The organism is Streptomyces sp. NPDC041068, assembly GCF_040647455.1.
In the GTDB taxonomy this organism is placed as follows: Bacteria; Actinomycetota; Actinomycetes; order Streptomycetales; family Streptomycetaceae; genus Streptomyces.
On sequence record NZ_JBEZCG010000011.1, the window covers coordinates 119797 to 144904 of the forward strand.

At 72.7% G+C, this 25108-nt stretch carries 26 protein-coding genes; 11 read left to right on the forward strand and 15 right to left on the reverse strand.

Annotated features, from left to right (window positions below; genetic code table 11):
• On the reverse strand, positions 1-960 hold the full coding sequence (locus tag AB0B50_RS25410) for an ABC transporter ATP-binding protein (protein WP_362336202.1): 960 nt from the start codon (positions 958-960) through the stop codon (positions 1-3).
• A gap of 103 nt (positions 961-1063) precedes the next feature.
• On the opposite strand from AB0B50_RS25410, the gene AB0B50_RS25415 reads away from it, so the two are divergent.
• Entirely contained in the window at positions 1064-1723 is a 660-nt protein-coding gene (locus AB0B50_RS25415) for a response regulator transcription factor (protein WP_362336205.1), read from the forward strand.
• 25 nt (positions 1724-1748) lie between these two features.
• Here AB0B50_RS25415 and AB0B50_RS25420 read toward each other — a convergent pair whose 3' ends face one another.
• Positions 1749-2828, reverse strand: a complete 1080-nt coding sequence (locus tag AB0B50_RS25420) for an NADH:flavin oxidoreductase/NADH oxidase (RefSeq protein WP_362336208.1) — start codon at positions 2826-2828, stop codon at positions 1749-1751.
• A gap of 183 nt (positions 2829-3011) precedes the next feature.
• On the opposite strand from AB0B50_RS25420, the gene AB0B50_RS25425 reads away from it, so the two are divergent.
• Entirely contained in the window at positions 3012-3386 is a 375-nt protein-coding gene (locus AB0B50_RS25425) for a helix-turn-helix domain-containing protein (RefSeq protein ID WP_362336211.1), read from the forward strand.
• Between the two features lie 99 nt (positions 3387-3485).
• On the opposite strand, the gene AB0B50_RS25430 is transcribed toward AB0B50_RS25425, so the two are convergent.
• Positions 3486-4856 carry an FAD-dependent oxidoreductase gene (locus AB0B50_RS25430; protein WP_362336214.1) on the reverse strand — a complete coding sequence of 457 codons (1371 nt, stop codon included), beginning with the start codon at positions 4854-4856 and terminating at the stop codon, positions 3486-3488.
• A gap of 212 nt (positions 4857-5068) precedes the next feature.
• On the opposite strand from AB0B50_RS25430, the gene AB0B50_RS25435 reads away from it, so the two are divergent.
• Positions 5069-5671: a DUF6214 family protein gene (locus tag AB0B50_RS25435; RefSeq protein ID WP_362336217.1), complete on the forward strand. Its 603-nt coding sequence runs from the start codon at positions 5069-5071 to the stop codon at positions 5669-5671.
• 248 nt (positions 5672-5919) lie between these two features.
• Here the strand turns inward: AB0B50_RS25435 and AB0B50_RS25440 are convergent, their stop codons facing one another.
• Positions 5920-6543, reverse strand: a complete 624-nt coding sequence (locus AB0B50_RS25440; RefSeq protein ID WP_362336847.1) for a DUF305 domain-containing protein — start codon at positions 6541-6543, stop codon at positions 5920-5922.
• 212 nt (positions 6544-6755) lie between these two features.
• Between AB0B50_RS25440 and AB0B50_RS25445 the strand changes: the two genes are divergently transcribed.
• The gene (locus AB0B50_RS25445) at positions 6756-8258 is read left to right on the forward strand and encodes a hypothetical protein (RefSeq protein ID WP_362336220.1); all 1503 of its coding nucleotides are present in this window, start codon (positions 6756-6758) and stop codon (positions 8256-8258) included.
• A 4-nt stretch (positions 8259-8262) separates the two neighbouring features.
• Here the strand turns inward: AB0B50_RS25445 and AB0B50_RS25450 are convergent, their stop codons facing one another.
• The 4 genes from AB0B50_RS25450 to AB0B50_RS25465 form a co-directional block, all read right to left on the reverse strand.
• Entirely contained in the window at positions 8263-8898 is a 636-nt protein-coding gene (locus AB0B50_RS25450) for a helix-turn-helix domain-containing protein (RefSeq protein WP_362336223.1), read from the reverse strand.
• A 445-nt stretch (positions 8899-9343) separates the two neighbouring features.
• Positions 9344-10039: an HAD-IA family hydrolase gene (locus tag AB0B50_RS25455; RefSeq protein WP_362336226.1), complete on the reverse strand. Its 696-nt coding sequence runs from the start codon at positions 10037-10039 to the stop codon at positions 9344-9346.
• Between the two features lie 33 nt (positions 10040-10072).
• On the reverse strand, positions 10073-10759 hold the full coding sequence (locus AB0B50_RS25460; RefSeq protein WP_362336229.1) for a phosphatase PAP2 family protein: 687 nt from the start codon (positions 10757-10759) through the stop codon (positions 10073-10075).
• Between the two features lie 62 nt (positions 10760-10821).
• Entirely contained in the window at positions 10822-11757 is a 936-nt protein-coding gene (locus tag AB0B50_RS25465) for a M56 family metallopeptidase (protein WP_362336232.1), read from the reverse strand.
• 162 nt (positions 11758-11919) lie between these two features.
• Between AB0B50_RS25465 and AB0B50_RS25470 the strand changes: the two genes are divergently transcribed.
• A complete protein-coding gene (locus AB0B50_RS25470; protein WP_362336235.1) occupies positions 11920-12561 on the forward strand; it encodes an HAD family hydrolase in 642 nt (213 codons plus the stop codon).
• Between the two features lie 49 nt (positions 12562-12610).
• Here AB0B50_RS25470 and AB0B50_RS25475 read toward each other — a convergent pair whose 3' ends face one another.
• The gene (locus AB0B50_RS25475; protein ID WP_362336238.1) at positions 12611-13222 is read right to left on the reverse strand and encodes a DUF4236 domain-containing protein; all 612 of its coding nucleotides are present in this window, start codon (positions 13220-13222) and stop codon (positions 12611-12613) included.
• A 208-nt stretch (positions 13223-13430) separates the two neighbouring features.
• Positions 13431-14009: a DUF5134 domain-containing protein gene (locus AB0B50_RS25480; protein WP_362336241.1), complete on the reverse strand. Its 579-nt coding sequence runs from the start codon at positions 14007-14009 to the stop codon at positions 13431-13433.
• Between the two features lie 166 nt (positions 14010-14175).
• Between AB0B50_RS25480 and AB0B50_RS25485 the strand changes: the two genes are divergently transcribed.
• The 5 genes from AB0B50_RS25485 (at position 14176) to AB0B50_RS25505 (ending at position 20981) form a co-directional block, all read left to right on the forward strand.
• Positions 14176-15900, forward strand: a complete 1725-nt coding sequence (locus AB0B50_RS25485; protein ID WP_362336244.1) for an FUSC family protein — start codon at positions 14176-14178, stop codon at positions 15898-15900.
• Positions 15897-16433, forward strand: a complete 537-nt coding sequence (locus tag AB0B50_RS25490) for a MarR family winged helix-turn-helix transcriptional regulator (RefSeq protein ID WP_362336247.1) — start codon at positions 15897-15899, stop codon at positions 16431-16433. Before AB0B50_RS25485 ends, AB0B50_RS25490 begins: the two co-directional genes overlap by 4 nt.
• A 126-nt stretch (positions 16434-16559) precedes the next feature.
• Positions 16560-17786, forward strand: a complete 1227-nt coding sequence (locus AB0B50_RS25495; protein ID WP_362336250.1) for a M20 family metallopeptidase — start codon at positions 16560-16562, stop codon at positions 17784-17786.
• Positions 17787-17803: 17 nt separating this feature from the next.
• Positions 17804-18646 carry an SDR family oxidoreductase gene (locus AB0B50_RS25500; protein ID WP_362336252.1) on the forward strand — a complete coding sequence of 281 codons (843 nt, stop codon included), beginning with the start codon at positions 17804-17806 and terminating at the stop codon, positions 18644-18646.
• A 25-nt stretch (positions 18647-18671) separates the two neighbouring features.
• A complete protein-coding gene (locus AB0B50_RS25505) occupies positions 18672-20981 on the forward strand; it encodes a penicillin acylase family protein (protein ID WP_362336255.1) in 2310 nt (769 codons plus the stop codon).
• On the opposite strand, the gene AB0B50_RS25510 is transcribed toward AB0B50_RS25505, so the two are convergent.
• The 3 genes from AB0B50_RS25510 to AB0B50_RS25520 all read right to left on the reverse strand — a co-directional run bounded on the left by AB0B50_RS25510 (position 20956) and on the right by AB0B50_RS25520 (position 23521).
• On the reverse strand, positions 20956-22302 hold the full coding sequence (locus AB0B50_RS25510) for an NAD(P)/FAD-dependent oxidoreductase (RefSeq protein ID WP_362336258.1): 1347 nt from the start codon (positions 22300-22302) through the stop codon (positions 20956-20958). The two genes, AB0B50_RS25505 and AB0B50_RS25510, sit on opposite strands and share 26 nt — an antisense overlap.
• Before the next feature lie 74 nt (positions 22303-22376).
• The gene (locus AB0B50_RS25515) at positions 22377-23027 is read right to left on the reverse strand and encodes a class I SAM-dependent methyltransferase (RefSeq protein ID WP_362336261.1); all 651 of its coding nucleotides are present in this window, start codon (positions 23025-23027) and stop codon (positions 22377-22379) included.
• A 101-nt stretch (positions 23028-23128) separates the two neighbouring features.
• A complete protein-coding gene (locus tag AB0B50_RS25520) occupies positions 23129-23521 on the reverse strand; it encodes a VOC family protein (protein ID WP_362336263.1) in 393 nt (130 codons plus the stop codon).
• A gap of 81 nt (positions 23522-23602) precedes the next feature.
• Between AB0B50_RS25520 and AB0B50_RS25525 the strand changes: the two genes are divergently transcribed.
• A complete protein-coding gene (locus tag AB0B50_RS25525) occupies positions 23603-24154 on the forward strand; it encodes a GNAT family N-acetyltransferase (RefSeq protein ID WP_362336266.1) in 552 nt (183 codons plus the stop codon).
• 16 nt (positions 24155-24170) lie between these two features.
• Here AB0B50_RS25525 and AB0B50_RS25530 read toward each other — a convergent pair whose 3' ends face one another.
• Positions 24171-24854, reverse strand: a complete 684-nt coding sequence (locus tag AB0B50_RS25530) for a glycerophosphodiester phosphodiesterase family protein (protein WP_362336269.1) — start codon at positions 24852-24854, stop codon at positions 24171-24173.
• 77 nt (positions 24855-24931) lie between these two features.
• Positions 24932-25057, reverse strand: a complete 126-nt coding sequence (locus AB0B50_RS25535) for a hypothetical protein (RefSeq protein ID WP_362336272.1) — start codon at positions 25055-25057, stop codon at positions 24932-24934.
• Positions 25058-25108: the final 51 nt, after the last annotated feature.

The window sequence follows — 25108 nt, forward strand, 5'->3', positions numbered from 1 at the left end:
TCAGGCCTCCTGCGTCGCGCGGGCGGAGAACTCCGTGGCGGCGGTGGTGAGGTCGAGATACGCCTGTTCCAACGTGGCCTCCTCGGCGGTGAGTTCGAGGAGGGCGATGCCTTCCTCGGCGGCCAGCGCGCCGATGGCGTCGGTCCGGACGTCGTCGATCAGCATGTGGCCGTCGCTCGGCGTACCGCCATCGGCCGGCACGTGGCAGTCGTCCGAGTCGACGAGGGCGTGGCCGTGCCTCAGCACCACCTCGCGCAACCGCGCCGGATCCGTCGTACGCACCCGCACGCGCGGCTTGACGCGGGCCGCGATGAAGTCCTTCGTCGGCGTGTCCGCCAGCAGCCTCCCCTGGCCCAGGACGATCAGGTGGTCGGCGAACGAGGCCGTCTCGCCCATCAGATGGCTGGAGACCAGCACGGTGCGGCCCTCCCGCGCGAGGCCGCGCATCAGCTCGCGGATCCAGATGATGCCCTCGGGGTCGAGGCCGTTGGAGGGCTCGTCGAGCAGCAGCACCTCGGGGTCGCCGAGCAGGGCCGCGGCGATGCCGAGGCGCTGGCGCATCCCGAGCGAGAACGTCCTCACGCGGCGCGATCCCGCGCTCGCGATGCCCGTGAGGCCGAGGACCTCGTCCACCCGCCGGTCGGGAATGCGGTTGCTCGCGGCGAGGGCCAGCAGATGGTTGCGGGCGGTCCGGGAACCGTGCGGCGCCTGGGCGTCGAGCAGCGCGCCCACGTGGCGCAGCGGCGCGGCGAGCCGGGTGAACGGGCTCCCGCCGATCGTCGCCGTGCCCGAACTCGGCCGGTCCAGGCCGAGGACGAGCCGCATGGTGGTGGACTTGCCCGCGCCGTTGGGCCCGAGGAACCCGGTGACCTGCCCCGGCCGCACGGAGAAGGTGAGGCGGTCGACCGCACGCACCTGCCCGTAGACCTTGGTGAGGCCCTTCACTTCGATGGCTGTCATGGATACGACGGTGCCGCTCGCGGGGGATGATCCGCTTCCCCCGGCGGAGGGGACGTCCTCCCCCGCGCGGGGGAGCCGACTGTCTGTCATTACAGTGACCGGCATGCCGATCACCGTCCTGCTCGTCGACGACGACGCACTCGTACGCGCCGGGCTGCGCGCCATCCTGGAGGCGCAGCCCGACATCGAGGTCGTCGGCGAGGCGGCGGACGGGGCGGCCGTCATCCCCCTGGTGGCGAAGACGAAGCCGGACGTCGTCGCCATGGACGTACGCATGCCGCTGATGGACGGCATCGAGGCGACCAGGGCCGTGCTGCGGACGGTCGCCGACCCGCCGAAGATCCTCGTCATCACCACGTTCGAGGAGGACGAGTACGTCTACGGGGCGCTGCGCGCGGGCGCCGACGGGTTTCTGCTCAAGCGCGCCCGGCCCGCCGAGATCGTGCACGCCGTACGGCTCGTCGCCGAGGGCGAGTCGCTGCTCTTCCCGCCCGCACTGCGCTCCCTCGCTGCCGCCCACGGCAACGAATCCGCGCGGCGCGAACTGGCCGAGGCCGCGCTCACCGAACGCGAGGGCCAGGTACTGCGGTTGGTCGCGCGCGGCCTGGCGAACGCGGAGATCGCCGCCGAACTCCACCTGGGCACCGAGACGGTGAAGACGCACGTGAGCGCGGTCCTCGCGAAGCTCGGCGTGCGCGACCGCGTGCAGGCCGTGATCGCCGCGTACGAGTCGGGCTTCGTCACCGCGGGCGCGGACGAGTAGCGGCCCGTCCGCGCCCGCGGACGGCTCACACGGACCGGTGGTACTGGTCCGGCACATGCGCCTCGGCGCCGAGCTCGCGCGCCGCGCGCCGTGCCCAGGAGGGGTCGCGCAGCAGTTCACGGCCCAGCAGGACGGCGTCCGCCTCGCCGTTGGCGAGGATCTTCTCGGCCTGCTCCGCCTCGGTGATCAGACCCACGGCGGCGACCGGCAGCTCCGTCTCGGCCTTCACGCGCGCCGCGAACGGGACCTGGTAGCCCGGCCCGACGGGGATCCTGACGCCCGCCGCGTTGCCGCCCGTGGACACGTCGAGCAGGTCGATGCCGTGCTCCTTGAGGGTGCGGGCGAAGCGCACGGTGTCGTCCGGCGTCCAACCCGCCTCCTCCAGCCAGTCGGTGGCGGAGATGCGGAAGAAGAGGGGCTTGTCGTCGGGCCATACGGCACGCACCGCGTCGACCACCTCGAGCGCGAAACGGGTGCGGTTCTCGTACGAGCCGCCGTACTCGTCGGTGCGCTTGTTGGAGTGCGGGGAGAGGAACTCGCCGATGAGGTAGCCGTGGGCGCCGTGGATCTCGGCGACCTCGAACCCGGCGTCCAGCGCGCGCCGCGCGGCGTCGGCGAACTGTCCGACGACCGTACGGATCTCCTCGACGGTGAGCTCCGTCGGCACGGGGTGCTTCTCGTCGAAGGCGACCGCGCTGGGGGCGACCGGCTGCCAGCCGTGCTCGTCCGGGCCGACCGGGGCGCCGCCCTTCCAGGGCCGGTCGGTCGCCGCCTTGCGGCCCGCGTGGGCGAGCTGGATCGCAGGCACGGTGTGCTGGCTCTTGAGGAAGTCGGTCGTGCGGCGGAACGCCTGGACCTGGGTGTCGTTCCAGATGCCCAGGTCGTAGGGGCTGATGCGGCCCTCGGGGCTGACGGCGGTGGCCTCGACGACGATGAGGCCCGTCCCTCCGGCGGCGCGCGCCGCGTAGTGCGCGAAGTGCCAGTCCCGCGGGACGCCGGCCTCGGGGCCCTCGGGCGCCGCCGAGTACTGGCACATCGGAGGCATCCAGACCCGGTTCGGGATCGTCAGAGATCGCAGGGTGTACGGCTCGAACAGGGCGCTCACGGCGGCCTCCAGGTGTCGCGGCTGAAGTACTGCTCGTACGATAGACCTCGTAGTACGGCGACTGTCAAACTACGAAGGGCCTCGTACAATGGCACGCAGGAGCAGGGCGCCGTATCCGGCCGGATTCAGGACGCAGGATCAGGGCCGCCCGCGATCAGGGACCCAGGACGAAGTGGAGCCGCCATGACGACCGCCGCCGCGACCGGCAGCGCGAGCAGCAGGACGCTCGCCCACCCCGAGCCCGAGGACATCCGACTCGAAGCCGTGCTGCACGCCTTCGCCGACCCCATGCGGATGCGGGTGGTGCGGGCCCTGGCCCGGGAGGAGGGGGCGGACGGACTCTCCTGTTCGTACTTCGCGCTGCCCGTCACCAAGTCCACCTGTACGCACCACTTCCGGGTGCTGCGCGAGAGCGGCGTCATCCGGCAGATCTACCGCGGCACGGCCAAGCTCAACGTGCTGCGCCGAGACGACCTGGACGCGCTCTTCCCCGGCCTGCTCGACAGCGTCCTCGCCGCGGCGGCCCGCCAGGCGGAGCGGCTCGGCACCGAGGGCTGACCGGCCGCCGGATCCCCGAAGGGGCGCGGGGCCGAGTGGAGGCGTGCGGGGTCGAGCGAAGGCGTGCGGGGTCGAGCGAAGGGATACGGGCCCGAGCGCTCAGTCCCCCGCACCCTGCGCCGCCGCCCGCAGCCCCGCCCAGTCCGGGATCTTCACCACGCCCCGCCCGAGCGAGCGCCCGAGCTCCGCCTCCGCGCGCTCGATCGCCAGCCATCCCGACCACTGGACGGGCCGCAGCCCCGCGGCCCTGAACCCCGCCAGCGGATCCCGCGGAACGTCCCTGCGTACGAGTGCGGGGGCGTCGTCGAGCAGGGACAGCACCGTCTCCTTGGCGCACGGGCGGTTGGTGCCGATGACGCCCGTCGGGCCGCGTTTGATCCACCCGGCCACGTACTCCCCGGCCGACGGCGCCCCGTCGCGCAGCACCCGCCCCGCGGCGTGCGGCACCGTGCCCCGCTCGGGGTCGAACGGCAGTCCCTCGATGGGCACTCCGCGATAGCCGACCGAGCGCAGCACCAGCTGCGCCGCGATGTCCTCGTACCGCTCCGAACCCGTCACACCGCCGTGGCCGTCCGGCAGCGTGCGTTCGAACCGCACGCCGGCGACGTGGCCCGCGGGGCCCGCCGCGAGCGAGACGGGACGCAGGAAGAAGCGCAGGTTGATCCGCCGGGCAAGGCCACGTGCGGGACGCTCGGCCCAGCCGCGCATGACCTCCACGTTGCGGCGGCTCGCGGCGGGCAGGCCCGACGGCTCGACGTAGGCGGGGTCGAGCGCCAACTCGACCGGGTCCACCACGACTTCGGTGTCAGGGAGCGAGCCGAGCTCCCGGAGCTCCTTGGTGGTGAACCGTGCCTGCGAGGGGCCGCGCCGCCCCACCATGTGCACCTCGCGCACCCGGCTGCCCGCGAGTACGCCGAGCGCCGCGTCCGGCATGTCGGTGGGCCGCAGTTCGGTGACGCCGCGGGCGAGCATCCGGGCGACGTCCACCGCCACGTTGCCGACGCCGATCACGACGGCGGACTCCACGCCCCTTACGAAACCGTCCTGTTCGAAGCCGTCCGCGTCCGGTACGTCCGGGTGCGCGCTGTACCAGGAGACGAAGTCGGTCGCCGAGTGGCTGCCGGGGAGGTCCTCGCCGGGCACCCCGAGCCTGCGGTCCGCCGCCGCGCCGACGCAGTAGACCACCGCGTGGTAGAGGCCGAGCAGCCGGTCGGGAGGGAGGGTGCCGGGGCCGATGTCGATGCCGCCGAGGAAGCGGACGCGCTCGTGTTCGAGGACCGTACGCAGGTTGTTCTGGAGGGATTTGATCTTCTCGTGGTCCGGCGCGACGCCGTAGCGGACCAGGCCGTAGGGGCACGGGAGGCGGTCGAGCACATCGACCCGCACGTCCGGCACCCGGTCCTGCTGGACGAGGGTCTGTGCGGCGTACACCCCACTGGGACCCGATCCGACGACGGCGACCTGCAGCACGGTGGTGCTCCTTCCGCGAGGCGACCCCGGGACGGTCTCAGGATCGCACCGCGGGGTGCGCGATGTCAGGGGTGTGCGGCGGGTCGTGGCCGCGCGGTGACGGAGGTTCGCGCCGGGCGTGCGTGCGCTGTCAGGGTGCCCCTCCCTGCCTCCTCGATGCCCATCTGCGTGCCTTTCCTGATCAAATGCGACTACGCGGATAACGTTCGCCTGTGCTCGATAGCTCATTTGCTGATGTTTCTGATCACTATCGACCGGACGCCGCGGTCTCGGTCTGGCCGACCTGGGAGCTGCAGGGGCACGGCTCCGCGGCGGCGGAGTGGGGCGAGGGGCCTCGGGGTGACGCCCTTCCGCCGTGGTTCCACGTCCGGCTGACCTTCGGTGACGGCGCCGCCGTCGACGTGCTCGCCGTCGTCGCGCACGGCCGGATCGCCATCGAGGACCTGCGCGCCCAGCCCCCGCTCTCCCTCGACGACCTCGCCGCGCTCGCCGACTGGATCGAGCGCCCGCTGGAGGACGCCTGCCGCGTGGTGGCGGAGCAGCACGCGGCGAACACCGGGGGGCGACGACCTTGGGGCGAGGACCTCGCGGACTACCCGGAGGGGCCCGCAGCCCGGCGCGCCCGTCCCGCCTGGCCGCGCGGCAGCGAGGGGCGCCGCATCGTGGCCGACGCGTATCGCGCCGCGCAGGACGAGGGCCGCGACCCGGTGCTCGCCGTCATGTGCGCGACGGGCCGCAGCCGCCGCAAGTCCCTGAAACTGATCGCGGCAGCAAGGGACGCGGGCTACTTGGCCCCACGCCACAACCGCAGGTAGCCGCCCCTCTCGCTGCCGGACCGGCGGCCCTCGGGCGCGACCACAGGCAGGGGAGGGGCACCTCGGCGCGACTGCGGACCGGTGCTCCCTCGTCATGACCGTCGCCGGGCGGTCTCTTGGCGCGACGGCGGACAAGCCGCCCTGCCTCGGCATCACGCGAGGCGGGCGGCGCCTCCGTGTCATCGGGCGGCGTCTCCGAGTCGTCGCGGACCGGCCCCCGCCTCGCCGCTGCCGCGAACCAGCCGGCCTCAGCCCATTTTCCGCATCCTGCTGATCTCGCTCGACTGCTGTGCGATCACGTCGTTCGCCATCTCCTCCACCTGGATGTTGTTGCCCTCGGAGAGGACGTCCCCGGCCATCGTGACCGCGCCGGTGTGGTGAGTGATCATCAGTTTCAGGAAGAGTTCGTCGAACGCCTTGCCCTGCGCGGCGCGCAACTGCTTCATCTGCGCGTCCGTGGCCATACCCGGCATCGAGCCGTGGTCGTGGCCGGCGTGTTCGCGCGGGCCGCCGTGGGTCTTCAGCCAGCCCTTCATCGCGCCGATCTCCGGCCCCTGCGCCGCGCTGATGCGGGACGCGAGCCGCTTGAGCCGGTCCGACTCGGCCCGTCTCGGGGCGAGTTCGGTCATCTTCAGGGCCTGGCCGTGGTGCACGATCATCATCTGCGTGTAGGTGAAGTCGGCCGCGTTGGGGGTGTCGTCGTCGACCCTCTTCCTGGCGGCGTCCTTTGCGGACATCGTCGCCGCGGTCTCGCCCGGCCTGCCCGGCGCGATCACCGAGGGGCCGGGCGCCGCCTTCTTCCCCGTGTCCGCCCCGCCCCCGTCGCTCCCCTCGGATTCACAGCCCCCGAGCAGGAGGACGGCAGTCGTCATGAGCGCGGTGGCGGCGGACGTACGACGGTTGGGCACGGCGACCTCCTGTGGCGGGCGGGCGAGTGGGGATCCGTCCTAGCACGCGGATGAACACCCGTGATCGGACGTTCTCGTGACGGACGTGTAGCCATCTATTGATCTGTGCATGACTAGCACGATACTGCGGGTGTCCGTGAACCGTTCGACTGCGAACGGCGACAAGGGAGGACACAGTGACCCTGTTGAACAACCCACGAACTCGGCGCAGACGCCTGGGAGTTGGCGCCGTCGCGGCCGGACTGCTCGCCGCGCTGCTCACCGCCGCGCCCGCGGGAGCCGTCCCCGAGCCCGGCGACACTCCCGCCGTCCCGAAGAGCGTCTCCAAGAGCGACGCCGCCGAGACCAGGGACGCCATCGAGCGGGGCGACATACCCGCCCCCGACGAGGTCGTCCACTCGGACAACATCGAGCACCTGGCGAACATCCCCAAGGACGCACTGCCCGGACTCAACACGGACATAGCCTTCCAGGGGAGGTACGCCTTCGCCGGAAATTACGACGGCTTTCGCATATACGACATCAGTAACCCCAAGGCCCCCAGGACCGTTTCGCAGGTCCTGTGCCCCGGATCGCAGAACGACGTCTCCGTCTCCGGAAACCTGCTCTTCCTCTCCACCGACTCCTCGCGCAGCGACAACTCCTGCAACAGCACGACGCAGCCCGCGACGGAGAAGTCCTCCTGGGAGGGCATGAAGATCTTCGACATCAGCGACAAGGCGAACCCCAGGTACGTCTCGGCCGTCGAGACCGCCTGCGGCTCCCACACGCACACGCTGGTGCCGGAGCGCAGGAACGTCTACCTCTACGTCTCCTCGTACTCCCCGAACGCGACGTTCCCCGACTGCAAGCCGCCGCACGACGGCATCTCGATCATCAAGGTGCCGCGCAAGGCCCCGCAGAAGGCCGCGGTCGTGAACTTCCCCGTGCTCTTCCCCGGTGAGGGTCCCGACGGCGGCGGCAACCCCGGTGGGCCCACCAACCCGGGCGTCTCCAAGACCACCGGCTGCCACGACATCACGGTGCTGCCCTCCAGGGACCTCGCGGCGGGCGCCTGCCTGGGCGACGGCATCCTGTTCTCCATCAAGGACCCGGAGAACCCGAAGATCATCGACCAGGTCCAGGACAACAAGAACTTCAACTTCTGGCACTCGGCGACCTTCAACCAGAAGGCCGACAAGGTCGTCTTCACCGACGAACTGGGCGGTGGCTCCGGCGCCACCTGCAACGAGGTCACGGGCCCCGAGCGCGGCGCCAACGGCATTTACGACATCAAGGGCAAGGGGGACAAGCGCAAGCTGGTCTTCAAGAGCTACTTCAAGATCGACCGCCACCAGGCCGACACCGAGAACTGCGTGGCCCACAACGGCTCGCTGATCCCGGTCAAGGGCAAGGACCTGATGGTCCAGGCCTGGTACCAGGGCGGCGTCTCCGTCTGGGACTTCACCGACTCGACGAAGCCCAAGGAGATCGGCTACTTCGAGCGCGGCCCGCTCACCACCGACAAGATCGTCACCGCCGGTTCGTGGTCGGCGTACTACTACAACGGCCGGATCTACTCGAACGACATCGCCAAGGGGCTCGACGTCCTGAAGATCAACGACAGGCGCACGGACCCCGGGCAGAAGGTCAGGCTGAGCGAGCTCAACGTCCAGACGCAGCCCGACTACTTCGACTGATCGGTCACTTCGGTCGACCCGTCACGAACGTTCCGCCGGGCGGCGTGCCGCTCGGCGGAACACCGAGCTCCCAGTCCAGGTCGTAGCGCTGGAAGAGCTCGGCCCGCAGTGTGACCAGCGGCATCGGCGCCCCCGGGATGAGCAGCGCGAAGACCGCGCCCATCAGGAGCGCCCGCAGCAGCGGATAGTCCCGGTCGACGTCCGTCGTGCCGTGCCGCACGACGGTGTCGCGCAGCAGCTCGGCCAGGCGCTGCTGCTCGGGGCACTGCACGAAGCCCTCCGCCTGCAGGATTCCCGCCATGTGCGTCCGCATCAGCAGCGGCTCGTCGCGGGCCAGGCCCAGGATCGCGTCGACGGCCCGCGCAAGGCGCTCGCGCCCGTCCTCGGCGCGCGGCTCCCGTTCGAGGGCCTCCTCCAGCGTCCGGTGCATCAGCCGGTGCACCGCCGACTGCAGCAGCTGGCGCTTGCCGGGGAAGTAGTACGACACCAGGCCGCGGGCCGCACCGGCCCGGTCGGCGATGTCGCCGAGGGTCGTGGCCTCGTACCCCCGCTCGCCCACCAGTTCCACCGTGGCCTGCAGCAGCCGTTCCCGGGAACGCCTGCGCAGCTCTTCGTTGACCGATGGGCTACGCGGGGACATTCTGTAACTCCTGCGTTGACTGGCTCTGAGCCAATATACTCAGCGCGTCCCGGTCCGGAGTGCCGTACGGGGTTTCGTACGAGTTTTCGTATGAGGTTTCGTGCGAGCTCTCGCACGGGCCGGGGCGGCCTGGGGCAGGCAACACCGCGGGGGAGTGTTGCCTGCTCACAGGTGTTTCCGCGGCTCCGGTCCGCCCTCGTCCTCGCTCTCCTCGCCGATCCCGTCCGCCCTCGAGCACGAGAAGAAGCCGCGTGACTCCCTCCGAGGCGATCTGCGGATCGCCGCCGGGGACGGGGAGGCCGCGCACGAGACCCGGGTGACGCCGTGCGGCTGCGGGTGCAGCGGAAACCAGCCGTACTGCGACCACGCCGGCCCTTGTGATTCGGAGGGCCCTTCGGGGGAGCCGGAGGAGGGCTGGCCCTCACCCCGCGAGGTCGAGCAGCGGTCACCCCACGAGGTCGAGCACCGGGCGCAGGGCGTCCGGGCGCCGGTCGGTCGGCAGGTGGTCGACGAAGTGCACCGCGCAGCCGAGTTCGGCCGCGCCGCCGTCGGCCCGCCGGTCGTCGCCCACCATCAGGACGTCGCGCGGATCGGCCCCGAGCGCGTCGCAGGCCTGCGCGAAGAGGCGCGGGTCGGGCTTCTGGATCCCGTGCTCGTACGACAGGACGTACGCGTCGACGTACGGGGCGAGGCCGTGCGCGCGGAAGACGGGCCGCAGGTCCCACCCGATGTTGCTGACCACTCCGACGCCGACGCCCCGCTCGCGCAGGCCGGCCAGGACCTCCGCCGCGTCGCCGTAGGGGCACCACGCGGCGGGCGTCATGTGGCGTGCGTACAGGGCGTCGTGGAGCCGGGGGTCGGGCAGTGGCACCTCGCGCGCGAGGCCCGTGAACGCGGCGCGGTGCAGCTCGGCGCTCTCGTCGCGGACGGCCCAGTGTTCGGCGAGGTGCTCGGGAACGGCGACGGGGGATGCCCCGCCGGGCAGCGCGCCCGCCCTCTCGAGCGCTTCGGCGGTCCGCCTCAACTCCGGCTCCGGCAACGAGACTTCAAGGTCGTCGAGCACGGCCCGCAGCCATGTCACGGTCGGTTCGACGCGGAAGAGGGTTCCGGAGAAGTCGAAGAGCACGCCCTTGATCGTCATGCCCAGGATCCTCCGGGACCGCCCGAGGCGCGGTCAAGCGCCGCCCGTGGTGCGCCTGCCCGGCCCGTACGCGTACGTCGCGACGGCGAGGGCCACCATCATGGCCCCCAGGAGCCAGCCGCCGAGGACGTCGGAGGGCCAGTGCACGCCGAGCCAGATCCGTGTCAGGCCGACGCCGAGGACGGAGACCGCGGCGAGGGCCAGGGCCGTGCGCCACAGGGCGGGGCCCGCGCCGTGGGAGCGCAGCAGCCACAGGAGCAGACCGCAGACGACCGTCGCGGTCATCGCGTGACCCGAGGGAAACGCCGCGTAGTGCGCGGAGTCCACGGGGTCGGGCCAGGCCGGGCGCGGCCGGTCCACGGCAGCCTTGAGGGACTGCTGCACCGCCGAGCCCAGCGCGGAGGTGGCCGCGAGCCAGAGGGCGAGCCACCACGCGCCGCGCACCGCGAGCCAGATCACCGTCACGGCGCACAGCGCGCGCATCGTCCAGGGGTCCCACACCCAGTCGCTGAGGACGCGGCTGGCCTGTGTGGCGTCCGGGTCGTCGACGGCCCAGCGGTGGGTGGTGCGCGCGATGTCGTCGTCGAGCGAGAGCAGCGGGTTCCACTCCAGTTCGACCAGGAGGAGCAGCAGGATCGACGGCACGCACAGGGCCGCGGCGGCGAGCGCGGCCCGCGAGCCGGGCGGGCGGGGCGGGGATGCGGGGGGCGCGGGGTGCATGAAGTGATCCTCGCCGACGGGGTGGGGGTGGGGCCATCCCGGGGGCGCCGCGCGCGTCGGGGCTAGCCCAGTGCGCGCAGTCCCGGGACGAAGGTGACCAGGACGGGGATCACCGGTACGAGCGCCGCGGTGGCCGTCAGTCGCAGCCGGCGCCCCGCGGTCAGGCGCGGGCGGGCCGCGAGCAGCCGGTGGACGCGCTGCGGGACGTGTGCCTGCGGGGTCGGGCAGGGGCCGAACACGCCGCGGGCCTCGTTGAGTTCGACCAGGGCGAGGGCGATGGTGAGGCGGCCGAAGCGGCGCGAGGCGACGTCGTCGGCGGCGAGCTCCACCAGGCGGTGCATCTCGTCACGGAACGCCGCGAACACCCGTACCTGCGGAAAGCCGGTCGCCAGCGCGCCCGAGCAGTGCAGCAGCCAGTCGTGCCGGGCCTGGGCGTGGCCCTGTTCGTGCGCGAGCACGGCGTCGAGCTGACGGCCCTTCAGGCGGCGCAACGCGGCCGTGGTGATGACCAGTTGGGGCGCCTGGCCCGGCAGCCACCAGGCGTCGGGGCGCTCGCCCTCCAGGACGACCAGGCGGTCGGCGCCCGGTTCCTCGCCCGGCAACAGCGGGGCGCGCACGAGGAGTTCGGCCCGTCGCGCGGCCCGCCGGGCGCGCGCCCGTGCGATCTCCCTGGTCAGCATCGCGGCGGTCCACACGCCGCCGCAGGCCAGCGTCACGGCGGTGGCGGCGGCCCAGGGGCCCGGGGCCTGGAGGGCGTACGCCTCGACGACGGCGTGCGGGGCGGGAGCGAAGAGATGGCCGCGCACGGCCTGCCACGCGGCGGCGGCGCTCAGCGTCATGGAGAGCGCGCAGCAGAGCAGGACACCCGCCACCACGCACTGCCAAGCCCACAGCGCGACCACGGGTTCGCGCTCCGGCCAGTCGGCCCGTGCGAGCATCCGGGGGGCGACGAGGGCTGTCAGGGCGCCCAGCAGCAACAGCGCGACGGGGACCATCATGGCGCCCAGCCTATGAGGGCCGCACTACCGGAGGGTATGGGCTGTCACCTCAAGTGACGGACGCCACGGTCGGCGCGGGTGTATTCACGGCCGACACGGGTGTATTTCCCGTACGGGTGACGACCGCGGATCGGGCCCGCGCGACGCAGTAGCGTGCTGACGATGATCCAGACCATCGTGTTCGACGTGGGGGAGACCCTCACCAAAGACGACCGCTACTGGGCCTCGTGGGCGGACTGGCTGCAGGTTCCGCGGCACACCGTCTCCGCGCTGGTCGGCGCCGTCGTGGCGCGGGGCGGGGACAGCGCCGACGCCCTGCGGCTCATCAGTCCGGACATGGACGTCGCCTCGGCGTACCACGCGCGCGAGGCGGCAGGCCGGGGCGAGCACCTCGACGAGTCCGACCTCTACCCGGACGTGCGGCCCGCGCTCGGCAGCCTGCAACGGATCGGGGTGCGCGTCATCGTCGCGGGCAACCAGACCGCGCGCGCCGCCGAACTCCTGCGCGACCTCGATCTGCCCGCCGACCTCGTGGTCACCTCGGGCGACTGGGGCGTGGCGAAACCGGACCCCGCCTTCTACGCCCGCGTCCTCGAAGTGGCCCAGGCGGCCCCCGCCGAAACGCTGTACGTCGGCGACCACCCCGCGCACGACGTCTTCCCCGCACGGCAGGCGGGCCTGCGCACGGCGCACGTCCGCCGTGGCCCGTGGGGCCACTTCTGGGCGGACGATCAGGCGGTACTGGACGCGGTGGACTGGCAGATCGACGGTCTGATCGCACTCCCGGCCCTGATCGGCCACTGAGCTCTCGCCGCCGGGCGGCGGACGTGCGGACCGCCGTCCGCGGCGTCGCTCACCGCAGGTGCTTGTTGAACTTCTTGGCCCGGCTCACGACTTCACCGCGCATCATGAATCCGACCCCCTGATCCTTGAGCCGGGCGTCCACGTGCCGCGGCTTCATTCCTTCGCGGAGCAGCCGCGCCGCGCCCCGCGCGAGCTCGTCGATCTCCTGCTCCTTGGCGATCGCGGCGTCCTGCTTCGCGGACTGCGCGGCCGAGCGCTTGAGGTACTTGTCCGCGTCGTCGACGGCTCGCAGCAGGCGTCGGTCCGCGACACCCTGCCCCCGGAGCTGGGCGACGAGTTCGTCGGCGGTGAACCCCCGATCGCGCATTTCCGTGACCGCGGTGCTGTAGATCCTGCGGTAGTCGGCTTCGAGGGCCCGCTTCTCGCGTGCGTGGTCCTGGTGCGCGGACCGTTCCGCCACAGGCTCGTCCGCCCGACTTTTCGACGACGACGTGTGGCGGATGCCGGTGCCGGGGACGGAGATCGAGGTCTGTACGCGCCCGTCCGCGCGCTTGGTGACGCGTGCGCCCTTGGTTCCGGCGGAGTAGCTGATGCCGGACTTGGACGCGGTCACGCGGACGCCAGGGGCGACCTTGAACGACTTGCGATGGCTGAACCCCACGAGGCTCTCCTGGTTCTGGGCGCGACGTCTTCTCGGCGTGACATCGGGAAGCGGATTCCGACCCTCGCGCACCCTCGCGGTGCGGGGCAGGGGCAAAGGTCCCGGATGCCGTGGGCCGAAAGGCGGCGGAGCCGCGCCACGCCGCGGTCGCCGGTCCGTCGTCGCCGGTCTGTCGTCGGCGCGGTCTGTCGTCTGGGCGGGACGCCTGTCACAGCGTCAGCAGCATCGCCAGCATCCCGATCCCCATCGACACCCGGCAGGCCAGGGCGACTTCGGGGCGGTCGCCCCAGCCGAGGGGCGGTGGGCCTCCTGGGGCTCCCGCGCTCGGGCCGCCCCTGGCCGGTGCGGGCGGCCGTGGGGCGAGGCGGGCGCCCGACCACAGGACGTATCCGGTGAAGTAGAGGAGGAGCGCGCCCGTCAGGGGTGGGACGCCTGCGCCTCCGTGCCCCGCGTGTGCGCCGGGGGCCGTGAGCATCGCCACCGACATGTAGACCATGGCGAACGCGCCGATCAGATGGTGCAGGTGGTGGCGGTCCGTGCGGGCCGCCCACACGGCGCGCAGCGCTGCCGCGCCGAACACCGCTGTGTAGGCCAGCCAGGCCCAGCGTGGTGGGGCGATCACGGCCGCGGGTACGGCCATCACCGCCATTCCGAACCCCATGAGCGCGTCGCCGCCGGCCGTGCGGCGCTGTTCCTCGATCCTGCTGCGCATCCTCAGCAGGCAGTAGGCCCCGGCCGCCGCGCACAGCGCGACGAGCAGCCAGGCGGCCTGCGCCGGTCCGTGCACCGCGCACCTCCCCCTGTCGACGGTGTCGTCGGGTCGATGCCCGGGGCCGTGAGGACGTACGCGAGCGCATGGGGGTGCACGGGGAGCACGGGGGAGCGGCGGTCACCGTGAGGCCCTGATCTTTTCCAAGTGTTTTTCGAGTAAAACACTTGCTAACCTTCCGGGTATGAGCAGCGCACCACCGTCCCCGTCACCCCGCCCCGCACGCATCCGCCGGCTCCCGCTCGCCGGTGTGCTGCGACCGGGCAAGCCGTCCGACATCTGGTTCAAGCCCGCGTCCAGCGTGGTCGTCGCCACCGCGATACCGAACCTGACGCTGCTCGCCCTCGGGCGGCTCGACCTCGTGATGTACACGATGGCCGGATCGTTCTGTGCCCTGTACGCCCACAACCTCCCCTACGCCGCCAGGGCGCGCGCCCTGGCCTGGGTCGTCGCCGGAATGACCGCGAGCATCGCCGTCGCGCTGGTCACCGCCTCGCTCACCGCCTCCGCCGTCGTCCTCGTCGCGGTCGGCGCGGTGCTCGCCGCCGCGCAGAAGACGCTCTGCGACGCCACCCGCATCGGCCCGCCCGGCCACCTGATCTTCACCTTCATCAGCTCCGCGAGCCTCTTCGCCCCGCAGACCCTCGGGCAGGTCCCCGGCCACGTCGCGCTGACCGTCGCGGGCGGCGCCGTCGCCTGGCTGGTCGGCATGGCGCCCGCGCTGGTGCGGCCGCACGGACCCGAGCGCCGCGCCACCGCGCGCGCCCTCCACGCCGCCGCCGCGTACACCGAGACCCGCGCGGCCCGGACAGCCCAGGACTCCGGACCCGCCGCGGAGAAGGCGCGCGCCGCCGCTGCCGGAGCCGTGCACGCCGCCTGGCAGTCGCTGCTCGCCACCGGTGCCCCCGGCGTCGCGGCCCGGCGCGCCCTGGCCCGCCTCGTCGTCCGCGCGGAGGAGGCCCTCGCCGCGCCCGCCGCGGCCGACCCCGCCGCGCTGCGCTCCTGGGCGGCCGGACTGCGCGGCACGGGAGCCGTCCCGCGCCCCGGTGACGTACGCCCCGGCGAGGAGGACGAACTGCTCGGCGTGGACGCCGAACTCGCGGGGCCCAAGGCGTCCCTGTGGCGGCGCATCGCCCCCGGCTCCCCGCTGCTGCCCATCGCGCTGCGCACCGCCGTCGGCTGCGCCCTCGCCGGATACGCCTCGCTCGCGCTCGGCATCGGCCGCCCCTACTGGGCGCTGGTCACCGCCGCGTCCCTCTACCAGGCCAACGTCACCCTCACCTGGAACCGCGGCGTGCAGCGCGTGGTCGGCAACCTCGTCGGGGTGCTCGCCTTCGCCGCCATCGCGCCGTTCGCGCACCTAGGTCACGCCGAGCTGATCGTCAGCTGTCTGGTCCTCGCCTTCGGCGCGGAGGCGCTGATCAGCAGGAACTACTGGATGGGCAGCGTCTGCGTGACGCCGATGGCGCTGCTGGTCACCGAGTTCGCACGGTTCCAGCAGCCCGGCGAGCTGATCGTCGAACGCGTCGTGGACACCCTCGTCGGCGCCGCGCTCGGCGTCGCCGCCGCCGTCCTCGTCACCAACCGGCGCGCGGCCGACCAGATCGAGCGGGCCCTCGCGGCCACCGACCTGGCCAGGGAGCGCGCCGAGGCCGGCCTCGCCGGGGCGGGCGCGGTCGATCAGGCGGGGCGCAGGCTCGCCGCCGCCCTCGTCGACCTGCGCGCCGCGGCCGACGCCGCCGCCGGGGAATGGTGGCAGCGCGCCCTGCCCGAGCAGCGGGTGGTCGACGCCGAGCGCGCCGGACACCGTACGCTCGCGGCGACGGTCCGACGACGGAGCGGTGAGAACGGACAGGGGACGCGGGCCCGCGCGGGAGCCGCCGACGCCTGGGAGGGCGCACGAGCATGACAGAAGAGAACGGTCCGGTGGCGGGCCTCGGTGGGGACACCGTGGCCGCGGTGGTGCGGCAGTGGCAGACGGTGCGCCCCGACATCGACACCGGGCCGATGGAGGTGATCGGCCGCATCAACCGCTGTGCGGCCCTCCTCCAGCAGGCCGAGGACGCCCCGCTGCGCCGTGCGGGCCTGACCCGCGCGGAGTTCGACCTGCTCGGCGCGTTGCGCCGCACCGGGCACGAGTTGACGCCGGGGGAGCTGGCCCGCGAGACGTTCTCCTCCGGAGCCGCGGTCACCAAGCGGCTCAAGCAGCTCCAGGAGCGGGAACTGGTCGACCGCCGCGCCGACGCCAGGGACCGCCGCGTCGCACACGTCCGTCTCACGGACGCCGGGCGCGATCTGGTCGACACGATCCTGCCGGAGCAACTCGCGTACGAGACAGTCGTCCTGTCCGTGCTCGACGGCGACGGCCAAGGTCAACTGAGCGGCCTCCTGGGCGAATTGCTGGCACAGCTGGAGGGGCGGCTCGGAGTGCGCAGGGGCTGAGCCGTCGGTCGTCCGTCGCTGCCGACGGCTTTCCGTCCAAGATCTGACGGTTGACCGGGGCTGAACGCGGCGGGAGAGTACGGGAGATCGACTGGCCCGACCAGCCGGACGACTTGGAGGTTCTCCATGGCCACCGCACCCCCGACCGTCCCCGTCGTCGACACCGAAGCCGCCGTCGCCCTCACCCGGGACCTGGTGCGGCTGCGCACCGTGAACGCCGCGGGTGCCACCGAGGTCGAGCAGCCCGCAGCCCGCCTCGTCCAGCGCCTCTTCGCCGACTTCGGGTGGGCGTACGAGGTCATGGAGGTCGCCCCGGGGCGGCCCAACACCGTCGCCGTCGTCGAGGGCGGGGGAGGCGACGGGCCGACCCTGATGTTCGAGGGGCACGTCGACGTCGTCACCGAAGGCGACCCCGCCGACTGGAGCGTCGACCCGTACGGCGCCGAGATCCGCGAAGGAAAGCTGTGGGGGCGCGGCGCCGCCGACATGAAGTCCGGTGTAGCGGCCATGATTTACGCGGTGCGCGCCCTCCAGCTGGCCGGTCCCTTCCCCGGCCGGATCGTCGTCGGCGTGCTGTGCGACGAGGAAGGGCTGATGCTCGGCGCGAAGGCGTTCGCCGCGTCGCCGCTCGCGCGGGGCGTGGACGGTGTCATCGTGTGCGAGCCCGAGGGGTACGAGGTGTGCGCCTGCGCCCGTGGCGGCATCCGGCTCCGGCTCGACCTGCACGGCGTGATGGCGCACGGCGCGATGCCGCAGGAGGCCAGGAGTCCCATCGCGGCAGGCGCCCGCGTCGTCGAGGCGCTCACCGGAGTGCAGGAGTGGGCCGGGAGGCGCTACGGCACCCATCCGTACGCGGGCCACGTCACCGTCACGCCGACCGTGCTGCTCGGCGGCGACCCCGACCAGCTCAACGTCATCCCCGCGCACGCCGTCGTCGGCGTCGACGTCCGCACCGTCCCCGGCGTCGACCACGCCGAACTCATCGACCGCGTAAGGAAGTCGACCGAGGGAGCCGCCTTCGCGTTCGGTGTGGACGTCGACCTGACCGTGGTCGACGACCGGCCCGCCATCGAGCTCGCCGAGGACCATCCCGTGGTGACCGCCCTGGTCGAAGGGCACCGCCAAGTGCACGGCCGGACACCGGCGTTCGGCGCGGTGCCGGGCACCACGGACGGCACGATCCTCACCCGTGACGCGGGTCTCGCCACCGTCGTCTACGGCCCCGGCGGCAAGTGGATCGCCCACCAGAAGGACGAGTACGTCGAGGTGCGCGAGATCGGCGAGTACGCCCGCGTGTACGCGGCCGCGGCCCGCGCCTTCCTCACGTCCGCGTCGAGTGGGGGCACCAAGTGAGGGAGAGGCAGAGGGGCATGGAACACGACATGGAGCACGCCACGAACTACGCCGACCTGTTCCGCCTGGACGGCCGCCGCATCGCGGTGGTCGGCGGAGCGAGCGGCATCGGCCGCGAAACCGCCCGAGCGCTGACGGCACAGGGCGCGGAGGTCATCGTGGCGGATCGCGACGAGGCGGGCGCGGCGGAGACGGTCCGGCTTGCCTCCCCCGAAGCCGTCCGTCCCCCTGAGGCCGCCGCGTCTCGCCGGTCCCACGGCTCCGCCACCCCCTACTCCCTCGACGTCCTCGACCCCGAGGAGGTGCGGGAGGCGGCCGTCGAGTGGGGGCCGCTCGACGGGCTCGTCGTCACCGTCGGAGTCAACGTGCGCAAGCGCATCGCCGACTACAGCCTCGCCGACTTCGACCGCGTCGTCGCGCTCAACCTGCGCGCCTACCTCACGCTCGTGCAGTCCGTCGCCCCCGGTATGGCCGCGCGCGGGCGCGGCAGCGTCGTCGGGTTCGCGTCCATGCGGGCCTTCCAGGTCGAGCCGGGGCAGAGCGTGTACGCCGCGTCCAAGGCCGGGCTCATCCAGTTGCTGCGGACGGCCGCTGCCGAGTGGGGCCCGCACGGGGTGCGGTTCAACGCCGTCGCGCCCGGCGTCGTACGCACCCCGCTGACCGACCAGATCGCCGCCGACCCCGCCTGGTACGAGGCGTACGCCCAGGCCTCCGCGCTGAAGCGGTGGGCAGGGCCTGCGGAGATCGCCGGTGCCGTCGCCTACCTCGTGTCCGACGCGGCCACGTACGTCACCGGCAGCGTGCTGACCGTCGACGGCGGCTGGACCGCGGTCGACGGGCGGTACGACCCGAGCGTGTGACCATGCCCCGAGCGAAGGAGGGACGATGAGCGGCACCTCGGCGACGACGGAGTTCGACGTGCCCGGTCTCGCCCGGCCCGTGGAGATCCTGATCGACCAGTGGGGCGTCCCGCACCTCTACGCCGCCTCGCAGGACGACCTGTTCCTCGCCCAGGGCTTCAACGCCGCCCGTGACCGGCTCTTCCAGCTGGACCTGTGGCGTCGCCGCGGACTCGGCCTGCTCAGTGAGGTGTTGGGCGACGCGTACGTCGAACACGACCGTGCCACCCGCCTCTTCCTCTATCGCGGCGACATGGCGCAGGAGTGGCAGGCCTACGGTCCCGACACCGAGCGCGTCACGACGGCGTTCGTGAACGGCATCAACGCCTACGTCGCCCTGTGCCGCAAGGAGCCGCGTCAAAGCCCGCCGGAGTTCGGCCTGTTGGGATACGAGCCCAGCTACTGGGACCCCTCGGACGTGGCCCGCATCCGCAGCCACGGCCTGCAGTACAACCTCCACGACGAGGTCGCCCGCGCCCTCACCCTGCGCGACCACGGCCCGGCCGTCGAGGAGCTGCGCAGGCGCCGCGAACCCGCCCCGCACCGCCTGCGCGTCCCCGAAGGCCTCGACCTGTCCGTCCTCCCCGACGACGTCCTGCACGTCCACACCCTCGCGACCACCCCGCCCTGGGCGGCGGACGAGGCGCCGCGCCAGGGCCTGGACGGCTCCAACAACTGGGTGCTCGCCCCCTCCCGCACCGCCACCGGACGCCCCCTGCTCGCCAACGACCCGCACCGCGCCGTCACCCTGCCCGCCCTGCGCTACCTCGCGCACCTCTCGGCGCCCGGCATCGACGCCATCGGGGCGGGGGAGCCCGCCCTGCCCGGCATCTCCATCGGCCACAACGGCCACATCGCGTTCGGCCTGACGATCTTCCCGATCGACCAGGAGGACCTCTACGTCTACCGCACCAACCCGGAGAATCCGCACGAGTACTGGTACGAGGGCCGTTGGGAGCCGATGACCCGCGTCGCCGAGGAGATCCCGGTGCGCGGCGGCGAACCGGTCACCGCCGAGCTGTGGTTCACCCGGCACGGCCCGGTGATCCGCCAACGCCCCGAGCGTGAAGCGGCGTTCGCGGTCCGCGCCGCCTGGCTCGGCCCCGGCATGGCGCCCTACCTCGGCAGCATGGACTACCTGCGGGCCCGCGACCCCGACGCCTTCGTGGCCGCGATGCGCCGCTGGGGCGCGCCCGGCGAGAACCAGGTGTACGCCGCCCCCGACGGCACGATCGGCTGGTGCCCCGCGGGCCGCGTCCCGGTCCGCCGCGGCTGGGACGGCACCCTGCCCGTGCCCGGCGACGGGCGGTACGAGTGGGACGGCTTCCTCGACGCGGGGGACCTGCCGGCGGAGCGCGACCCGGAGCGCGGCTGGCTCGCCACGGCCAACCAGATGAACCTGCCGCCCGCCTACCCGAACGACAGCAGGACCGTCACGTACGACTGGTACGCCCCCACGCGCCACGACCGCATCAGCGAGGTCCTCGCCGCGCGCGCCGACTGGACGGTCCAGGACTGCGTACGCCTCCAGACGGACCGACTCAGCCTGCCCGCACGGCACATCCGGGCCCTGCTGGCCGGCGTCGACGGCGCGGACACCCGGGTGGCCGCCGCGCTCGACCTGCTCCGCGGCTGGGACGCGTGCCTGACGACGGACTCCGCTGCCGCCGCGCTCTTCGAAATCTGGTACCGGCGGCATCTGCGTCCCGCCCTGCTGGAGCGGGCACTTGAGGGCCTGACACCCGCGGAGCTCCGCGTCCGCGCCCTCGCGCGCGTCCTGCCCGCCGAGGACGTCGCCGCCGACCCGCGCGTCGATCTGGCCCTGCTCGCCGAGGACCCCGACCCGCAGCTGCTGTGCGCCACGCTGGCCGCCGCCGTCGCGGAGGTCTCCGCGCTGCTCGGCCCCGACCCCGCGGGCTGGGCCTGGGGCGACCTCCTGCACGCGCACCCGCACCACCCCGCCGCCGCCCTGCTCGGCGACCGCCCCGCTCCGCCGTGGACGAGCGTCGGCCCCGCGCGGCGCGGCGGCAGCGGGGACACGGTCGGCGCCGCCGCCTACGGGCCCGGCTTCCGGCAGACGACCGGCGCCACCTTCCGCCTGGTCGTCGACGTCGGCGCCTGGGACGGCTCCGTGGCGATGAACTCCCCGGGACAGTCCGGGGATCCGCGCAGCCCGCACTACGCCGACCTGTTCGAGGACTGGGCTGCCGACGGCGCCTTCCCGCTGCTCTACTCCCGCGAGCAGGTCGAGAAGCACACCGTCCGCACCGTCACGCTGCGGCCAGCCGCTCCCTGATCTGCTCCGGCGTCAGATACGCGTCGGTCTGCTCGAAGTCCTTGAGCGTGGCCGGACGCCTGGCCTGGAAGCCGGTACGCACGTAGTCGTCGCCCGCGACCGCGTTGAGCCCCCAGTTGGCGGCCGTGCGGAAGCGCGCGGTGAGCGTGCGCAGCGCCCCCAAGTGGTAGCCGCGCGCCACGACTTGGGCGGGCAGCCCGGTCAACTGCACGCCCAGCGGCTTCGACACCGCCTGGATGCCGCCGAGGTCCACGACCAGGCCCATGTCCTTGTGCCGGTAGTCGGTGAGCGGGAAGCCCCGCAGCGCCGCCACGACGTTCTTCGCCGCGGCCCAGCCCTGGCGCATGGCGTGCTGCGCGGTCGGCGGGCAGATCGCGTCGCCGCCCTTGACGACGTCCGGCACGGCCGCCGCGTCCCCGAGCGCGAACACCCCCTCCAGCCCCGGAACCGTCAGATCGGCCTTGACCACGAGCCGCCCGCGGTTCGTCTCGGCCCCCAGCGTCGCGATGAGCGGGCTGGGCGCGACGCCCGCGGTCCAGATCAGCGTGCGGCACGGCAGGACGCGGTCGTCGGTGAGCGTGACGGTGTCCTCGGTGGCCTTGGCCACGGATACGCCGAGCGAGACCCGCACGCCCCGCCGCTGCATGATCGCCATGGCCTTCTCGCCGAGCCGCTCGCCCAGCTCCGGCATCAACTTCGGTGCGACGTCCACGAGATGCCACTTGATCAGATCGGGGTCGAGCCCCGGATAGCGCTTGACGGCGGCGCTGGTGAGCCGCTGCAGATAGGCGGCCGTCTCCGTGCCCGCGTAGCCGCCGCCCACCACGACGAACTGCAGCCGCTGTTCCCGCTCCTCGCGGTGCGAGCTCGCCGCGGCCAGGTCCAGCTGGGAGATCACGTGGTCGCGGATCCAGGCGGCCTCGGCGAGCGTCTTGACGCCCACCGCGTACCGGTCGACGCCGGGGATGTCGAACTGCCGCGTGACGCTGCCGGGCGTCAGGACCAGGTAGTCGTAACGCTCCACGACCTCCTCGCCGTTGATCTTCCGTACGATCACGGCCTTGGCCTCGGTGTCGATGCCGACGGCGCCGCCCGGCACGATCGCCGTGCGGCGCAGCATCCGGCGCAGCGGCACGGCGACCGACTGAGGTGTCAGGACCCCGGAGGCCACGTGCGGAAGGAGCGGGAGATAGAGCTGGTGGTCGGTGGGGCTGATCAGCCGTAGCTCCGCCTCGTGCGACGCGAGCTTCTTCTCCAGTTTGTGGGCGCATTCCATACCGGCGAAACCGCCGCCGACGACGAGGATCCGGGGAGCTGCCATGGGTATCTCTCCAGGCCGTGGAAGATCTTCTGCGGACCGTACCCGGGGGCGTGTACCCTCGCATCCCGGGAGAACTAACCGAGGGCCTTGCGGACCAGGAACTGCATGCCCGTCGCCGCGTGCCCGTTCATCGTCGCCACGGTGATGCGACGGCTGCCGACCGCCTCGAACGCCGCGAGCAGGGAGCTCAGCCACTCCTCGGTGTGGTGGCGGCAGACCGCGCCGTCGCTGGTCTCGAACACGCCGTGGGTGCCGTGGAGTTCGGCGAAGCGCGCGTACCGCTCCTGGTTGCGCGCGTCGTCCTGCAGCAGGAGATCGCTGACGTACAGCAGACCGCCCGGCCTGAGGACGCGGCCCACCTCACCGATCAGCCGCCGCTGGGCACCGCCGTCGGGCACGCAGGTCAGCACGGCGAACAGGACCACCAGGTCGACGCTCGCGTCCGGGCGGTCCAGCGCGGGCGGCGCCGCCAGGACGTCGAAGCGCACCGCGGGACGCAGGGCGCGGGCCCTGGCGATCATCCCCGGCGAGGTGTCGACGCCCGAGAGGTCGTGGAAGCCCTGCCGCGCGAGGGCGTCCACGGTGCGGCCGTACCCGCAGCCGTAGTCCAGGACGGCGGCGTCCCTGCCCACCGGTTCCAGCCACGGCTGATGCAGGGGATGCGTGAAGGTCTTGGTCGCCGCGACGGAGTCCCAGTACGCGGTCTGGCTGTCGAGCTCGGACACGAGGAGGCCTCCAACGGGCGGCTCGGCGACGGACCTTCACGCGGCCACGGACGCGGACCTTCATGCTGGCACGGCCGAGCATGCTGAGACTGCCGAAGCGGTCAGATCCCGGGGCGGTAGCGGATCGGATGGTCCTCGGGGACCTCGACGAGGACGATGCGGACGCCGTCCGGATCCGCGATCCACATCTCGACCAGCCCCCATGGCTCCTTGACCGGCGGCCGCACCACCTCGACACCGTGCCCGGTCAGCTCGTCGTGCGCCGCGTGGACGTCCGCGACCTGGAGCCAGAGCTGGAGGCCGGGGGACGGCGGAGTCTCGGAGCGGCCCGAGAGCTCCAGGAAGCCGCCGCCGAGGAAGTAGACCGTGCCGCGCTCGGGGCCCGTGCCGAACTCGCGGTACACGGCGAGGCCCAGGGCCTCGCCGTAGAAGGCCCGCGATCGCTCGGGGTCGGTGGGGCGGAGAAGGGTCCTGCTGCTCAGTACGTGCACCATGCGGCCGCACCCTAGCCGGGCGTTAGGCTCGACGGAGCCCCAGGCTGAGCCAAGATCCCGCACGATCGGAGAACGACGTCCATGGACACCGCCACCCGCCCCGCCACCGGCGACCTCACCTTCCGTGACGCCGTCGCCACCGACGTCGACGCGCTCGTCGAGCTGATCGAGTCGGCGTACCGCGGGGACTCGAGCCGGGCCGGCTGGACCACCGAGGCGGACATCCTGGAGGGGCAGCGCATCGACCCGCGGGGCGTCGCCGAGGTCATCGAGTCGCCGGTGAGCCGGCTGCTCGCCGTGGAGCGGGACGGCGCGCTCGTCGCCTGCTGCCAGCTGGCGCACCGCGGCGACCACGCCTACTTCGGGATGTTCGCGGTGAGCCCGGCCCTGCAGGGCGCGGGCCTCGGCAAGGTGATCATCGCCGAGGCCGAGCGGACGGCGCGCGCGACGTGGGGCGTGCCCGAGATGCACATGACCGTGATCTCCGTACGCGAGGACCTCATCGCCTGGTACGTGCGGCGCGGCTACCGCCGTACGGGAAAGACGACCCCCTTCCCGTACGGCGACGAGCGCTTCGGCATTCCGCAGCGCGACGACCTGGAGTTCGAGCTCCTCGTCAAGCCGCTGGCCTGACGAGGCGCCGGATCGGTCAGGCGGTGAAGCGGCCCGTCCGCTTGATCTCCGGGTAGTCGGTGGTCGCCCCGTCCAACTGCAGCGCCCGCACCAGGCGGAGATCGTCCTGCGTGTTCACCACCCAGCCGATGATCCGCAGGTCGGCCTTCTTGGCGTGCTCGACGATCTCCAGCGTCAGCCGCCGGATGTTCAGTACGAGGGTGGTGGCGCCGACGGCCGTGGCGCGCTCCACGACGTCGGTGCCGTAGCGGCTCGCGACCAGGGCGGTGCGCACGCCGGGGACCAGGCGTGAGATCTCCGCGATCGCCTCGTCGTGGAAGGAGATCACCTCCACCCGCGAGACCAGGTCGCGGCTGTGCATGACCTCGGCGAGGGCGCGCGCGGCCGCGACGTCCTTGATCTCGGCCTGCAGCGGCGCCTTCACGGCGTCGAGGACCTCCTCGAACACGGGGATGCGCTCGCCGCGGCCGGCGTCGAGCTCCCGCAGTTCGGCGAGGGTCTTCTCGGCGATCGGCCCCTTGCCGTCGGTCGTACGGGCCACGTCGGCGTCGTGCATGACGACGAGAGCGCCGTCCTTGCTCAGATGCAGATCCAGCTCGATGAGATCGAGGCCCGCGGCTTGCGCGGCGATGAAGGAACGGAGGGTGTTCTCGGGTTCGACACCCATGACCCCGCGATGACCGATGGTGAGGAAGTTCAAGGTTCACTCGCTTCCGTCGACGGCGGCTCGGCGGCCGCATGGCGAGGACGGAAGAAGCCACGCGGCAATGTCGCAGCCTAATGGCCCGCCTCGGTGAGGGAACCGCTCGGACGAGAGTGACCGGAGTCGTCCGCTCTGGTTCCGGCGATGCCGAGGAGGAGTCCGGTGATCAGGGCGGCGACAAGGACGGCGCGGGTGCTCACGGGTGCGCTGCTCCGTACGGCGGGGACGGCTGACCCCGTCCGTCCTACCGG

Coding starts and splice junctions, on each gene's coding strand:
- AB0B50_RS25520 (WP_362336263.1), bottom strand. CDS start 23,521: ATGGTGCACGTACTGAGCAGCAGGACCCTTCTCCGCCCCACCGACCCC.
- AB0B50_RS25415 (WP_362336205.1), top strand. CDS start 1,064: ATGCCGATCACCGTCCTGCTCGTCGACGACGACGCACTCGTACGCGCC.
- AB0B50_RS25455 (WP_362336226.1), bottom strand. CDS start 10,039: ATGACGATCAAGGGCGTGCTCTTCGACTTCTCCGGAACCCTCTTCCGC.
- AB0B50_RS25490 (WP_362336247.1), top strand. CDS start 15,897: ATGACAGAAGAGAACGGTCCGGTGGCGGGCCTCGGTGGGGACACCGTG.
- AB0B50_RS25425 (WP_362336211.1), top strand. CDS start 3,012: ATGACGACCGCCGCCGCGACCGGCAGCGCGAGCAGCAGGACGCTCGCC.
- AB0B50_RS25460 (WP_362336229.1), bottom strand. CDS start 10,759: ATGCACCCCGCGCCCCCCGCATCCCCGCCCCGCCCGCCCGGCTCGCGG.
- AB0B50_RS25450 (WP_362336223.1), bottom strand. CDS start 8,898: ATGTCCCCGCGTAGCCCATCGGTCAACGAAGAGCTGCGCAGGCGTTCC.
- AB0B50_RS25410 (WP_362336202.1), bottom strand. CDS start 960: ATGACAGCCATCGAAGTGAAGGGCCTCACCAAGGTCTACGGGCAGGTG.
- AB0B50_RS25505 (WP_362336255.1), top strand. CDS start 18,672: ATGAGCGGCACCTCGGCGACGACGGAGTTCGACGTGCCCGGTCTCGCC.
- AB0B50_RS25440 (WP_362336847.1), bottom strand. CDS start 6,543: ATGACGACTGCCGTCCTCCTGCTCGGGGGCTGTGAATCCGAGGGGAGC.
- AB0B50_RS25470 (WP_362336235.1), top strand. CDS start 11,920: ATGATCCAGACCATCGTGTTCGACGTGGGGGAGACCCTCACCAAAGAC.
- AB0B50_RS25510 (WP_362336258.1), bottom strand. CDS start 22,302: ATGGCAGCTCCCCGGATCCTCGTCGTCGGCGGCGGTTTCGCCGGTATG.
- AB0B50_RS25525 (WP_362336266.1), top strand. CDS start 23,603: ATGGACACCGCCACCCGCCCCGCCACCGGCGACCTCACCTTCCGTGAC.
- AB0B50_RS25500 (WP_362336252.1), top strand. CDS start 17,804: ATGGAACACGACATGGAGCACGCCACGAACTACGCCGACCTGTTCCGC.
- AB0B50_RS25485 (WP_362336244.1), top strand. CDS start 14,176: ATGAGCAGCGCACCACCGTCCCCGTCACCCCGCCCCGCACGCATCCGC.
- AB0B50_RS25465 (WP_362336232.1), bottom strand. CDS start 11,757: ATGATGGTCCCCGTCGCGCTGTTGCTGCTGGGCGCCCTGACAGCCCTC.
- AB0B50_RS25495 (WP_362336250.1), top strand. CDS start 16,560: ATGGCCACCGCACCCCCGACCGTCCCCGTCGTCGACACCGAAGCCGCC.